Raw genomic sequence first — 13,336 nt, 5'->3', positions numbered from 1 at the left:
AGAGGTGAAAGAGGGGTCGGTCAGGCCTTGGCGCGGAGGATGTCGATGTTGCCGTGCCGGGTGCGGGCGTGGATCTCGACGGTGTCCTCGGTCGCCGCCGGGGCCTCCGTCGCGGTGAGGGCGTTGCGCACCTGGCCGGAGCCCGAGTCGACGTTGAGCCAGGCGGCCGTTCCGGCGCGGACGCCGACCTCGATGGAGCCATGGGCGGTCTCCAGCTGGACGGTGCCGCGGGCCACCTCACCCACGCGCAGGGTGCCGTGGGCGGTGGTGGCGGTGACCGAGCCCGCGGCGCGCCGGATGTCGATGTCGCCGGTGGCGTTGCTCACCCGCAGCTCGCCGGTCGCGGCGCCGACGGCCGTGGTGCCGTGGGAGTTCTTCAGGACGGCGGAGCCGTCGACGAGGCCGACGCGCAGGCTGCCGGAGCTGGTGGTGATCTCGGCCGTGCCCTCGACCCGTTCGACGGTGATCGAGCCGTGCGACGCCTTCAGGTGCAGCGGGCCGGTCGTGTCGAGGCGGACGTCGCCGGCGGAGGTCTTCACACGGACCTCGCCGAGCCGGCCCTCGCCGAGCACCTGGGCCCAGGCGCCGGCCATGTCGACGCGCGAGCCCGTGGGCAGTTCGACCGTCACGTCGACGGTGCCGGTGCGCCCGACGAGGTAGCGCGACTTGGGCGTCCGGAGGGTCAGTACGCCGCTCGCGTATGTCACCTCGGTCTGGTCTGCGGCCCGCGCGTCCAGCTCCTTCTTCGGGTCGCGGGGCAGGACCTCGACGAGGGTGTCGGTGCGGTCGGCCGCGATGAACCGGATGGAGCCGGCCTCCACGTGGGCGGTGACCGAGATGGGCGCGGGGGTGTCGAAAGAAGGCATGGCTGTCCCGTCCTCTTGAGTCTTCGGAGCTGTGGGTGAAGTGGGGTGGGGTGGGCTAGCGTGCCCAGCCCCGTTCCGTCGTGCGCGGCCGGTCGCCGGTGGCGGTTCCGGTGTCGACCGCGGCCGAAACGGCCCGTACCAGCCACGCGTTGACCGACAGGCCGTCGCGGTTCGCGGCCTCCTCGGCACGGGCCTTGAGGTGGGCCGGCAGGCGCAGATTGACGCGGGCGGTGGTGCCGCCCTCGTCCCCGTCGGCGGGTGGCTGGGTCTTGAACGGCCCGGCGGGCGGTGGTGTCACCACGAAGTCGGGGTCCAGTCCGCGCAGCCGTACGTCGACCGAGCCCGGGGCGAGCTCGCGGGTGACCTCGTCCATCGCGGCGGAGAGCGCGTCGAGCAGGGTCAGCCGGGCCGCCGCCTCCAGAGGGGCGACGAGCCTCTCGGCCGGCTCGCGGGCTTCGTCGCCACCGGCTTCGGCGGCCACCGCGAGTTCGCGGCGGAGGGTGTCGACGTATGGGGTGAGATCCATGACGCCATCATGGCATCACAATGGCGCCATATGCAAGAGGAGTGGCGCCGGGCCTGGAAATGAGAAGGCGCGCGGCCTGGCCGCGCGCCTTTGGGGGTGTGGGAATGACGCCGGACGGTGCCACGTCGTGCCACCCGGCACCGCGTGGCGCCATCGCGGCGCCACAGGGGAGTCGGAGCCCTACGCCAGGCCCGCTCGGTTCAGGATGCGGGCGGCGACAGACGGGGAGTCGACCAGCGGGTGGAGCGCCAGCGCGCGGAGCGCCGCGTCGCGGTTCTCGTGGACCGCCGCCTCGATCGCCGCCCGTTCGACGGCCTTGAGCTGGAGCATCAGCCCCAGCTGGTCCTCCCGCAGCGGGGCGCACGGCAGCGGCCGGGCGCCCTTCGCGCTGACCTCGCACACCGTCTCGATGATGGAGGTGGAGTCCAGGGCGGGGACCGTCAGCCCGTTCGGCACGTTGAGGATCAGCCGGGTGCGTTCGTCCGCGCTGATCGCCCGCATCAGGGCGAGCGCCACCTGGTCGTAGCCGCCGCCGTCCAGGTCGCAGGTGTCGCGCTGCCAGCCGCCGGTCGCCGCGCGGCTCTCGGCCATGTACGTCTCCTCGCGGCGCAGCCGGGTGTGCTCCCACAGCTCGAAGGAGCGCTCGGGCGCGGCGGCCGCGCGGGTGAAGAAGTCGCCCTGCTGCTGGTCGAGGAACTCGCCGCGGGTCTCCGCGGACTCCATGACCGAGCGCAGGGTCTCGCGGCGGAAGTAGTAGTAGTGGAGGTATTCGTTGGGCAGGGCGCCGAGCGCCTGGAGCCAGCGGGCGCCGAAGAGCTTGCCCTCCTCGAAGGAGGCCAGGGCCGCCTCGTCGCGCAGCAGCCCCGGCAGCAGGTCCTCGCCGTCGCGGGCCAACGAGCGGAGCCAGCCCAGGTGGTTGAGGCCCACGTAGTCGTAGGTGAGCGACTCGGGGTCCGCGCCCACCGCCCGCGCGGCGCGGCGGACCAGCCCCACGGGTGAATCGCAGATGCCGATGACGCGCGGGCCGAGCACGGCGGACATCGCCTCCGTCACCATCCCGGCGGGGTTGGTGAAGTTGATGACCCACGCGTCCGGGGCGATCCGCGCGACCCGTTCGGCGATGTCCGTGGCCACCAGGACCGTGCGGAGCCCGTAGAGGACCCCGCCCGCGCCGACGGTCTCCTGGCCCAGGACGCCCTCGGTGAGCGGGATCCGCTCGTCGAGGACCCGTCCGGCCGTGCCGCCCACGCGGATCGCGGAGAAGACGAAGTCGGCGCCGCGCAGCGCGTCGTCCAGGTCCTCCGCGAGCCGTACGGAGGGGGCGCGGGGCACCCCGGCGGCCTGGGTTTCCAGCACGGAGGCGATCACCCTCATGCGCGCGGAGTCGGTGTCGTGGAGCACGAGCTCCGTGCAGCGGCCCGGGGCGTCGCGCCGGGCGTCGTCCAGCAGGGCCCGGTGCACCAGAGGCACCCGGAATCCACCGCCGCCGAGAATGGTGAGCCTCATGGAACGGAACGTACCGCAGCATCGGGCACACTGTGCGGATCCGCATTTCGTGCATCCCTGAGAGGAGCGACGAGCGAGCATGACGGCCCCTTCCTCCACCCACACAGGTGCCCCTCGCGCGGGTGTCCCCCAAGGACACACGGGAACGGCGCCGGTCCTCGACCCGCTCGCCGCGCTCCGCACCGAGAGCGACCCGCCCACGGACGTCTATCTGACCGGGACCGTCTTCCTCGACATCATCTTCACCGGCCTGGACTCCGCCCCCGTGCGCGGCACCGAGTCCTGGGCGCGCGGCATGGGCTCCAGCCCCGGCGGCGTCGCCAACATGGCCACCGCCCTGGCCCGGCTGGGCCTGCGCACCTCGCTCGCCGCCGCCTTCGGCGACGACATGTACGGCGAGTACTGCTGGGAGTCCCTCTCCCGGGGCGAGGGCATCGACCTGAGCCTGTCGCGCACGGTGCCCGGCTGGCACTCCCCGGTCACCGTCTCGATGGCCTACGAGGGCGAGCGGACGATGATCTCCCACGGGCACGAGGCCCCGCCGCCGGAGGAGCCCGCCCCCGAGACCCCGCCGCCCGCGCGGGCCTGCGTGGGGCTGCTGATGCCCGGGCGGCAGGAGGAGTGGATCGCGACGGCGGCCCGCCAGGGCAGCCGGGTCTTCGCCGACGTCGGCTGGGACGAGACCGGGCGCTGGGACCCGGCGGACCTCGCCGACCTGGAGCACTGCGAGGCGTTCCTGCCCAACGCCGAGGAGGCCATGCGCTACACCCGCACCGACTGCCCGCGCGCCGCCGCCCGCGCGCTCACGGACAAGGTGCCGCTGGCCGTGGTCACGATGGGGGAGCGGGGCGCGTACGCGGTGGACGGGCGCACCGGCGAGAGCGCCGAGGTGCCCGCGATCGTCGTCGAGGCGCTCGACCCGACCGGCGCGGGGGACGTCTTCGTGGCCGGCTTCGTCACCGGCACCCTCGCCGAGTGGCCGCTGGCCGACCGGCTGGCCTTCGCGGGGCTGACGGCCGCCCTGTCCGTCCAGGAGTTCGGCGGGTCGCTGTCGGCGCCCGGCTGGGTGGAGATCGCCGCGTGGTGGCAGCACGTCCGCTCGTTCGACGACCAGTCCCCGGCCACGCTGCGCCGCTACGCCTTCCTCGACGCGATCCTCCCCGAGGCCATCCGCCCCTGGCCGCTGCGCCGGGCGCTGCCGACGCTGGGCTTCCGCAGGCCGTCGTAGGACCATACGACCGGGACCGGGTGGCTGTGGAAAAGCCCTCGGGGTTGCCGGGGGCCGCGTCGTACCCTGGTATTCCAAGGTTGTTCGAGATGAGAACGGCAGGAAGAGGTGATGAGCAGGCTCCGTGCCGGCCCATGACTCAGACACCCACACGACCGCAGGCGAGGACGAGCATCACCATCCCGGCCAAGCACCCCATGGTGACGGTGCTGGGCTCGGAGGACTCCCTCCTGCGCGTGATCGAGAAGGCCTTCCCGCTCACGGACATCCACGTCCGGGGCAACGAGATCAGTGCCACCGGGGACGAACGGGAAGTCGCCCTGGTACAGCGTCTCTTCGCCGAGATGATGCTGGTGCTCCGCACGGGCGCGCCGATGACGGAGGACGCGGTGGAACGTTCGATCGCCATGCTCACGGACGAGGAGAAGGGGATCGAGGCCCCTTCCGAGGTCCTCACCCAGAACATCCTCTCCAGCCGCGGCCGCACCATCCGCCCCAAGACGCTCAACCAGAAGCGCTACGTCGACGCTATCGACAAGCACACGGTCGTCTTCGGCATCGGCCCCGCCGGTACCGGAAAGACCTATCTGGCCATGGCCAAGGCGGTCCAGGCCCTGCAGTCCAAGCAGGTCAACCGGATCATCCTGACCCGGCCGGCCGTCGAGGCGGGCGAGCGCCTGGGCTTCCTGCCCGGCACGCTCTACGAGAAGATCGACCCGTATCTGCGGCCGCTCTACGACGCCCTCCACGACATGCTCGACCCCGACTCCATCCCGCGGCTGATGGCCGCCGGGACGATCGAGGTCGCCCCGCTGGCGTACATGCGAGGCCGGACGCTCAACGACGCGTTCATCATCCTCGACGAGGCGCAGAACACGAACCCCGAGCAGATGAAGATGTTCCTCACCCGGCTCGGCTTCGACTCCAAGATCGTGATCACGGGTGACATCACCCAGATCGACCTGCCCGGCGGCACCAAGAGCGGCCTGCGCCAGGTGCAGGAGATCCTGGAGGGCGTCACGGACGTCCATTTCTCGTACCTCACCAGCAGGGACGTCGTCCGGCACAAGCTGGTCGGCCGTATTGTCGACGCGTACGAGCAGTACGACAGCCGCAACGGAAAGTAAGACCCGGTAACAGCATGTCAATCGACGTCAACAACGAATCCGGCACGGAGGTCGACGAGCAGGCGATCCTCGACGTCGCCCGCTACGCCCTCACCCGGATGCGCATCCACCCGCTCTCCGAACTCTCGGTCATCGTTGTCGACGCCGATGCCATGGAGCAGCTCCACATCCAGTGGATGGACCTCCCCGGCCCCACCGACGTGATGTCCTTCCCCATGGACGAGCTGCGCCCGCCGGCCAAGGACGACGACGAGCCGCCGCAGGGCCTCCTCGGCGACATCGTCCTCTGCCCGGAGGTCGCGAAGAAGCAGGGCGAGGAGGCCCCGACCGGGCACTCCATGGACGAGGAGCTCCAGCTCCTGACCGTCCACGGAGTGCTCCACCTCCTCGGCTACGACCACGAGGAGCCCGACGAGAAGGCCGAGATGTTCGGCCTCCAGGCGGCGATCGTCGACGGCTGGCGCGCCGAGCGCGGCATCGAAGGGCCCTCCCCGGCTCCCACGTTCACGTGACCGGCCAGCTGATCGCCGCCGCGGTCCTGCTGCTCGTCGTCGCCTGGCTCGCCGCCTGCGCCGAGGCCGGCCTCGCCCGGACCACGCTGTTCCGGGCCGAGGAGGCCGCCCGGGCCGGGCGGCGGGGCAGCGCCCGGCTGATGGCCGTCGCGGCCGACCCCACCCGCTATCTCAACGTCGCGCTGCTGGTGCGCGTCGCCTGCGAGATGGCGGCGGGCGTCTTCGTCACCTACGTCTGCCTGAAGTCCTTCGACGCCACCTGGGAGGCGCTGACCGTCGCCATCGCGGTGATGGTCCTCGTCTCGTACGTGGCCGTCGGCGTCTCCCCGCGCACCATCGGCCGCCAGCACCCGCTGGGCACCGCCACGGCCGCGGCGTACGTCCTGCTGCCGCTCGCCCGGATCATGGGGCCCGTGCCCCGGCTGCTGATCCTCATCGGCAACGCCCTCACCCCCGGCAAGGGCTTCCGCATGGGCCCCTTCGCCTCCGAGGCGGAGCTGCGGGCCATGGTCGACCTGGCGGAACAGGAATCGCTCATCGAGGACGACGAGCGCCGCATGGTGCACTCCGTCTTCGAGCTCGGCGACACCCTCGTCCGCGAGGTCATGGTGCCGCGCACGGACCTGATCGTCATAGAGCGCGGCAAGACCATCCGCCAGGCGCTCACCCTCGCGCTGCGCTCCGGCTTCTCCCGGATCCCGGTGACGGGGGAGAACGAGGACGACGTGGTGGGCATCGTCTACCTCAAGGACCTCGTCCGCAAGACGCACATCAACCGTGACGCGGAGAGCGAGTTGGTCTCCACCGCGATGCGGCCGGCCGTCTTCGTCCCGGACACCAAGAACGCGGGCGACCTGCTGCGCGAGATGCAGCAGCAGCGCAACCACTGCGCGGTCGTCATCGACGAGTACGGCGGCACGGCCGGCATCGTCACCATCGAGGACATCCTCGAGGAGATCGTCGGTGAGATCACCGACGAGTACGACCGGGAGCTGCCGCCCGTCGAGGAGCTCGGCGACGACCGTTACCGGGTCACGGCCCGCCTCGACATCGGCGACCTCGGCGAGCTCTACGGCCTCGACGAGTTCGACGACGAGGACGTCGAGACGGTCGGCGGGCTGCTGGCCAAGTCGCTGGGCCGGGTGCCGATCGCCGGCGCGACGGCGGAGGTCCCGCTCTTCGAGCACGTCTCCGAACACGGCAAGGACCCCACGCTCACCGCTCTCCGGCTCACCGCGGAGGCGGCGGCGGGGCGGCGCAACCGCATCGTCACGGTGCTCGTGGAGCCGATCCGGGCCGAGCGGGGCCTCTTCCCGGAGGACTGAGGACTGAGCGGGGGAATCGTCCCGTTCGGGGGAATCCTCCCGCCGCTGGGCGGGAACCGTCCTGGAATGGCGGTTCTCAGAACTCTCGCGCGGCCGCTGCTGGCGTCGGCGTTCCTCAGCGCCGGCGCCCAGACCGTCCGCCGCCCGGAACTCCTCGCGCCGGTCGCGGCGCCCGTCGCGCTCGCCATCGCGGACTGGATCCCGTTCCTGCCGCGCGACGCGCGGGCGCTCGTGCGGCTGAACGGGGCGGTGCACCTCGGGGCGGGCGGGCTGCTCGCCCTGGGGATCCTCCCCAGGCTCTCCGCCCTGGCCCTCGCCACCAGCCTCGTCCCGACGACCCTGGCGGGTCACGCGTACTGGCGGGAGGAGGACGCGGGGAAGCGGATGCAGCACCGGGTGGCGTTCTTCGCGAACGTCTCGATTCTGGGGGGTTTGCTCATCACGGCCGCGGACCGTGGGTGAGGGTGCCCCGGCCCCGCCCTTTCACCGTTTCCTGGGGGCAAGCCCCCAGCCCCCCGGGGCTCCGGGGCGGAGCCTCGGGGAACGGTGAAAGGGCGGGACCGGGGCCTCACTCCGCCGCGACGGCGCGCCACCCCCGCCGGGGTATCCGGCGGTGCCGAACCTGCCCTCAGCGCGCTCGGCGCAAGCCGAACCACGTCGCGGCGGCCACCACCGCCACTACCGCCGCGTCGACGCCGACACCCACCCGGACGCCCCCGAGCGTCGCCGACGCGAACGAGTGGCCCGCGTCCCGCAGCACACTCACCCGCGCCGACGCCACCGCGCTCAGCAGCGGGATGCCGATCGTCAGGCCCACCTGCTGCGAGCTGGTCACCAGGCCCGTGGCCAGGCCCTGCTCCCCGTCCGGCAGCCCCGACGTCGCCGTCACGCCGTAGGCGACGATCGCCCACAGGTGGCCGACGCAGCCGAGCGAGGTGCCCGCCAGGGCGAGCCACGCGCCGGCCTGGCCGGCGCCCAGGCCCAGCAGGGCCGCCGTGCAGACGGCCTGCACCAGCAGACCGGTCACCAGCGTGGTGCGCGCACCGAAGCGGGCGATGATCCGGGGCGCGGTCACCCCGCCGAGCGCGGCCGCCAGGCCCGTCACACCGAAGATCAGGCCGGTGAGGACGGCCGACAGCTCCAGGACCTCCTGGAGGTACAGGGTGAGCAGGAAGATCACCGAGGACATCATCGCGAACGTGGTCAGCCCGGCCAGGTTCCCCCAGGCCACCGTCCGCCGCCGCAGCATCGGCAGGGACACCAGCGGCTCGGCCGCCCGCGACTCGACCACCACGAACGCCACCAGCAGGGCCGCGCCGGCGACCAGCGTCGCGATGACGTCCGCGCCGCCGAAGCCCCGCTGGGCGGCGGTCGACAGGGCGTAGATCAGCGCGAGCAGGCCGCCCGTCACCGTCACCGCGCCCGGGAGGTCCAGCCGGGGACGGTCCGCGCGCTTGGACTCGGTCAGCAGGCCCGGCGCGGCGAGGAGCACGCCGACGCCCGCCACCGCCAGCAGCCCCATCGTGGAGCGCCAGCCCAGCGAGTCGGTCATCACACCGCCGAGCACCATGCCGATGGTGAAGCCCAGGGACATCAGGGTGCCGCTGATGCCCAGCGCCCGCTCACGCCGCGGGCCCTCGGTGAAGGTCGTGGTCAGCAGGGACATCCCGGTCGGCACGATCACGGCCGCGCCCAGCCCCTGGAGGGCCCGCCCGGTCAGGAAGGTCGTCGGGTCCCAGGCGACGGTGGCCAGGGCGGAGGAGACGGTGAAGAGGACGAGCCCGGCCAGGAACAGCTTCCGGCGCCCGTAGAGGTCGGCGATCCGGCCGAAGAAGAGCAGGAAGCCGCCCGACGGCAGGGCGAACGCCGTGACCGCCCACTGGAGGTCGGCCTGGCCCATGCCCAGGTCGTCGCCGAGGACGGGCAGCGCCACGTTCAGGATGGAGAAGTCGAGGGCGACGATGAACTGCGCCGCGCACAGCACCATCAGGATCAGCTTGTCGCGGGTGGTCATGCGCGGGGTCGCCGCGACGGGGGTCGTCAGGGGAGGGGAGTCGATCGCCATGCGATCAGCCTCCGCCGGGAGGAACAAGCCTGGGGAGTGCGCGCTTATGGTGGTGGCCGCACCACCAGGCAAGGGGGAGAGCTTGACCGTCGCCACGCAGGAGAAGCCGCAGGAGAAGCCGCGCCGCCGTCAGGAGCTGCGCGAGTTCTTGATGAGCCGTCGGGCCAGGGTGTCACCGGCCGAGGCGGGGCTGCCCGACGGCGGGGGCCGCCGGCGGACGCCGGGGCTGCGCCGCGAGGAGGTCGCCGTCCTCGCCGGGGTGGGCGCCTCCTGGTACCAGTGGCTGGAGCAGGGCCGGGACATCACCGTCTCGCCGCAGGTCCTCGACGCGGTCGCGCGCGTGCTGCGGCTGGGCGGGGCCGAGCGGCGGCACCTGTACGTCCTCGCGGGGCTGAACCCGCCGCTGCCCGAGGCCGAGTACGACGCGGAGTACCTGTGCGACGGGCTGCGCCGGCTGATCGACGGCTGGCTGCCCTCCCCGGCGCACATCATGGACCCGTACTGGAACCTCGTCGCCTACAACGAGTCCGCCCGGGTCATCCTCGGATTCCGCCCGGAGAACCGGCAGAACTGCCTCATCGACTTCTTCACCGACCCCGTCTACCGCTCGCGCGCCGGGAACTGGGCGGAGAACGCCCCGCGCGTCGTCGCCTCCTACCGCGCCGCCTGCTCGGACCGGCCCGGCGACGAGGGCTTCGAGGAGGTGCTGGCCGAGGTCTCCGCCGCGAGCCCGGAGTTCACGGAGCTGTGGGCGCGCGGTGACGTGAGCCCGGCGGGCCTGGTGCGCAAGGCCCTCCACCACCCGCTCGTGGGCGACCTCCTCTTCGAGAGCGCCCAGTTGCGCGTCCCGGCCCGCCCGGATCTGACGATCGTGCTGCACAACCCCGTCGCCGGCACCGGCACGGCCGAGAGGGTGGCGTGGCTGACCTCGCCCGAGGGCCGGCGCGGCGCGATGTACTCGGTGGCCGGCTGAGGCGTGGCCGGCGGCCGGCCGAGGCCGCCCGGGGGAGCGTCCGGGGCCGCCCCTATGCTCCAGGCATGACGGATGCCCTGGATGCTGCCCTGGACCCCGAAGACCGCAAGCTGATCACGCTCGCCCGCGCCACCCGCGCCCGCAACGCCGTGCCCGAGGGCGCGGCCGTCCGTGACGAGACCGGCCGGACGTACGTCGCCGGGACGGTCGCCCTGGACTCGCTGCGGCTGAGCGCGCTCCGGACGGCCGTGGCCATGGCCGTGGCCAGCGGGGCGACGTCCCTGGAGGCCGCGGCTGTGGTCTCCGAGGCGGAGGCCGTCACCGACGAGGACCGCGCCGCCGTCCGCGACCTGGGCGGGCCCGCGACGCCCGTGCTGCTGGCGGGCCCGGACGGGACGCCGGGGCCGGTGGTCACGGCCGGCTGAGCGCCGCGCCCGGCCGCTGGTTCGAGCCCGCCGGGGGATCGGGGAGAATATGGGGCATGGATAGAGCTTCCTCCCCGTCCCCGGCCTCCCACCGCGCGGGCTTCGCGTGCTTCGTCGGCCGCCCCAACGCGGGCAAGTCGACCCTGACCAACGCACTGGTGGGGACGAAGGTCGCGATCACCTCCAACCGTCCGCAGACCACCCGGCACACCGTGCGCGGCATCGTGCACCGCCCGGACGCCCAGCTCGTCCTGGTGGACACGCCCGGTCTCCACAAGCCGCGCACCCTGCTGGGCGAGCGGCTCAACGACGTCGTCCGGACCACCTGGGCCGAGGTCGACGTGATCGGCTTCTGCCTGCCCGCCGACCAGAAGCTCGGCCCGGGTGACAAGTTCATCGCCAAGGAACTCGCGGCGATCAAGAAGACCCCGAAGATCGCGATCGTCACCAAGACGGACCTGGTCGACTCCAAGCAGCTCGCCGAGCAGCTGATCGCCATCCAGCAACTGGGCGAGGAGCTGGGCATCCAGTGGGCGCAGATCGTCCCGGTCTCGGCCGTCGGCGACAAGCAGGTCTCCCTGCTGGCCGACCTGATCGCGCCGATGCTGCCGGAGAGCCCGCCGCTCTACCCCGAGGGCGACCTCACCGACGAGCCCGAGCAGATCATGGTCGCCGAGCTGATCCGCGAGGCCGCCCTGGAGGGCGTCCGCGACGAGCTGCCGCACTCCATCGCCGTCGTGGTCGAGGAGATGCTGCCGCGCGAGGACCGGCCCAAGGACAGGCCGCTGCTGGACATCCACGCCAACGTCTACATCGAGCGACCCAGCCAGAAGGGCATCATCATCGGCCCCAAGGGCGCCCGCCTGAAGGAGGTCGGCATGAAGTCCCGCAAGCACATCGAGGCGCTGCTGGGCACGCCGGTCTTCCTGGACCTCCATGTGAAGGTCGCCAAGGACTGGCAGCGGGACCCCAAGCAGCTCCGGAAGCTGGGCTTCTAAGCGCTTTCCGAGCGCTGCGGTGCCGCGCCCCGTAAGGGGCGCGGGGAACTGCGCGATCAGCCCCCACCGGCCCGCAGATGCCGGACCGCTACGCCCCCTCCTTGAGCACCGTCTGGATCAGTTCGCGCTGGTCCTCGGAGAGGTGGGGGTCCGCGAGGTGGACCGAGCGGCCGTCCACGTTGATCTCGTAGTGGAAGCCGTCCGGGACGCCCCGGCCGTGGCCGGGGGCGTCCCGGCCCGGCGCCAGCGCGCGGTGGGCCAGGGCCTCCAGGTGCGTGGCGTCGGACCGGCCGCAGGTGTCCAGCTCGGCCCGACGCTCGATGCCGGCGAAACCGCCGGTACGGCAGATGACGATACGCATACCGTCATCCCTACCCCACGGCTCGCGGACATTCCTGATCCGCGCGGCCCGTATCGGGGGCCGACCGGCCCTACGACGCGGGGACGCCCACCTGGCTCCACGCCTTGAGCACGGCCTGGACGGCGTCCCCCTCGCCGTAAAGGGTCTTCGCCGTGGCCGCCGTCAGCCGGGCGAAGGCCGCGAAGTCGGCGTCGGAGGACAGCTGCCCGCCCGTCAGCGTGGCGTACCAGATGTTCCCCGCGCGCTCCCAGGCGTGCCCGCCGAGGGCGGTGGCCAGCAGGTAGAAGGCGTGGTTGGGGATGCCGGAGTTGATGTGCACACCGCCGTTGTCACGGTTGGTGCGCACGAACTGGTCCATGGTGGCGGGCTGCGGGTCCTTGCCGAGCTTGTCGTCGTCGTAGGCGGTGCCGGGCGCCTTCATCGAGCGCAGGGCCTGACCGGTGACGTCCGGGCCGAGGAGCCCCGCGCCGATCAGCCAGTCGGCCTGGTCGGTGGTCTGCCCGAGGGCGTACTGCTTGATCAGGGAGCCGAAAACGTCCGAGATGGACTCGTTGAGCGCGCCGGACTGGCCGTAGTACTCCAGGTTGGCGGTGTGCTGGGTCACCCCGTGGGTCAGCTCGTGGCCGATGACGTCCACGGGAAGGGTGAAGTCCAGGAAGAGATCGCCGTCCCCGTCGCCGAAGACCATCTGCTCGCCGTCCCAGAAGGCGTTGTCGTAGCTCTGGCCGTAGTGGACGGTGGCGTTCAGCGGCAGGCCTGCGCCGTCGATGGAGTGCCGGCCGTAGACCTTCAGATAGAGGTCGAACGTGGCGCCGAGGCCCGCGTGCGCCCGGTTGACCGTGGCGTCCTTGCTGGGCTTGTCGGCCTCGGAGTGCACCTTCGTGCCCGGCAGGGTCTCCACGTGCCCGGCGTCGAAGATCGTCCGCTGCGGCTTGTCGGAAAGAGCGCCCGCCGGGGAGCCCACGGTCGTCCGCGCGGCGGTGATCCGGCGTCGGGTGCGCAGGCTGCCGTCGTGCTCGAGGGTGCGGCGCGCGGGCTCGTGGTGCCGGGGGTCCTCGGACTGGGCCAGGCGGTCGAGTACGTGCGGCGGGACGATGCCGCAGAAGATCCCGTGCTTCTGGGTAGTCATGGGCCGAATCTGGCACCGGGTCCCCGCCTTGTCAGTGCCCGGTGCATGGATTAACACAAACGAGTGGCCGGATTCCGTGGCCGGGGTCGCGCGTCCCGCATGCTGAAACGCCCCTGCCCCGCCCCGCGCGACTCGGCTAACCTGCTGAGCACCATGCGTGACGTGCTGCTTCTTCTTAGCTGCCGCGGCGAGGGTCTGTAGCGAAGGCCGACCCCCTCCCCGCGGAGTCCGGTGCTGCGCACCCACCGATCAGCAGCAGCCCGCAGCCCCGTCGGCCGTCCCGCAAGGACATACC

The 13,336-nt window shown here is 72.3% G+C and carries 14 protein-coding genes; 8 read left to right on the top strand and 6 right to left on the bottom strand.

Annotation, left to right across the window (positions count from 1 at the left end):
* Positions 1–20 precede the first annotated feature (20 nt).
* The 3 genes from EKH77_RS09995 to EKH77_RS09985 all read right to left on the bottom strand — a co-directional run bounded on the left by EKH77_RS09995 (position 21) and on the right by EKH77_RS09985 (position 2,898).
* Positions 21–866: a DUF4097 family beta strand repeat-containing protein gene (locus EKH77_RS09995; RefSeq protein WP_126914052.1), complete on the bottom strand. Its 846-nt coding sequence runs from the start codon at positions 864–866 to the stop codon at positions 21–23.
* Between the two features lie 55 nt (positions 867–921).
* Positions 922–1,392 carry a hypothetical protein gene (locus EKH77_RS09990; protein ID WP_126914051.1) on the bottom strand — a complete coding sequence of 157 codons (471 nt, stop codon included), beginning with the start codon at positions 1,390–1,392 and terminating at the stop codon, positions 922–924.
* 180 nt (positions 1,393–1,572) lie between these two features.
* On the bottom strand, positions 1,573–2,898 hold the full coding sequence (locus EKH77_RS09985) for a 6-phospho-beta-glucosidase (RefSeq protein ID WP_126914050.1): 1,326 nt from the start codon (positions 2,896–2,898) through the stop codon (positions 1,573–1,575).
* Between the two features lie 79 nt (positions 2,899–2,977).
* Here EKH77_RS09985 and EKH77_RS09980 point away from each other — a divergent pair, with 79 nt between their 5' ends.
* From EKH77_RS09980 to EKH77_RS09960, 5 genes are all read left to right on the top strand, one after another.
* Complete coding sequence (locus EKH77_RS09980; RefSeq protein ID WP_126914049.1) at positions 2,978–4,126, top strand: carbohydrate kinase family protein; 1,149 nt, start codon at positions 2,978–2,980, stop codon at positions 4,124–4,126.
* A 134-nt stretch (positions 4,127–4,260) separates the two neighbouring features.
* Positions 4,261–5,253, top strand: coding sequence for a PhoH family protein (locus EKH77_RS09975; RefSeq protein WP_126914048.1), 993 nt, complete (start codon positions 4,261–4,263; stop codon positions 5,251–5,253).
* 14 nt (positions 5,254–5,267) lie between these two features.
* Complete coding sequence (ybeY, locus tag EKH77_RS09970) at positions 5,268–5,765, top strand: rRNA maturation RNase YbeY (RefSeq protein ID WP_126914047.1); 498 nt, start codon at positions 5,268–5,270, stop codon at positions 5,763–5,765.
* Positions 5,762–7,090, top strand: a complete 1,329-nt coding sequence (locus EKH77_RS09965; protein WP_126914046.1) for a hemolysin family protein — start codon at positions 5,762–5,764, stop codon at positions 7,088–7,090. The genes ybeY and EKH77_RS09965 overlap by 4 nt, the downstream gene beginning before the upstream one ends.
* 66 nt (positions 7,091–7,156) lie before the next feature.
* The gene (locus EKH77_RS09960; protein ID WP_126914045.1) at positions 7,157–7,552 is read left to right on the top strand and encodes a DoxX family membrane protein; all 396 of its coding nucleotides are present in this window, start codon (positions 7,157–7,159) and stop codon (positions 7,550–7,552) included.
* 166 nt (positions 7,553–7,718) lie between these two features.
* Here the strand turns inward: EKH77_RS09960 and EKH77_RS09955 are convergent, their stop codons facing one another.
* Positions 7,719–9,155 (bottom strand): MFS transporter, encoded by a 1,437-nt coding sequence (locus tag EKH77_RS09955; protein WP_164737775.1) that lies wholly within the window; start codon positions 9,153–9,155, stop codon positions 7,719–7,721.
* A gap of 46 nt (positions 9,156–9,201) precedes the next feature.
* Here EKH77_RS09955 and EKH77_RS09950 point away from each other — a divergent pair, with 46 nt between their 5' ends.
* From EKH77_RS09950 to era, 3 genes are all read left to right on the top strand, one after another.
* Positions 9,202–10,128 carry a helix-turn-helix transcriptional regulator gene (locus EKH77_RS09950; RefSeq protein WP_126914044.1) on the top strand — a complete coding sequence of 309 codons (927 nt, stop codon included), beginning with the start codon at positions 9,202–9,204 and terminating at the stop codon, positions 10,126–10,128.
* A gap of 65 nt (positions 10,129–10,193) precedes the next feature.
* Positions 10,194–10,553 carry a cytidine deaminase gene (locus EKH77_RS09945; protein WP_126914043.1) on the top strand — a complete coding sequence of 120 codons (360 nt, stop codon included), beginning with the start codon at positions 10,194–10,196 and terminating at the stop codon, positions 10,551–10,553.
* A 56-nt stretch (positions 10,554–10,609) separates the two neighbouring features.
* Complete coding sequence (era, locus tag EKH77_RS09940) at positions 10,610–11,551, top strand: GTPase Era (protein WP_126914042.1); 942 nt, start codon at positions 10,610–10,612, stop codon at positions 11,549–11,551.
* Between the two features lie 88 nt (positions 11,552–11,639).
* Here era and EKH77_RS09935 read toward each other — a convergent pair whose 3' ends face one another.
* Positions 11,640–11,912, bottom strand: coding sequence for a protealysin inhibitor emfourin (locus EKH77_RS09935; protein WP_126914041.1), 273 nt, complete (start codon positions 11,910–11,912; stop codon positions 11,640–11,642).
* Positions 11,913–11,982: 70 nt separating this feature from the next.
* Positions 11,983–13,041 (bottom strand): M4 family metallopeptidase, encoded by a 1,059-nt coding sequence (locus EKH77_RS09930; protein WP_126914040.1) that lies wholly within the window; start codon positions 13,039–13,041, stop codon positions 11,983–11,985.
* Positions 13,042–13,336 lie beyond the last annotated feature (295 nt).

Origin of the sequence: Streptomyces luteoverticillatus (assembly GCF_003970715.1) — a bacterium.
In the GTDB taxonomy this organism is placed as follows: domain Bacteria; phylum Actinomycetota; class Actinomycetes; order Streptomycetales; family Streptomycetaceae; genus Streptomyces; species Streptomyces abikoensis.
The sequence above is the reverse complement of the archived record's forward strand: the minus strand, read 5'-3'. Positions and strand labels throughout refer to the sequence as shown.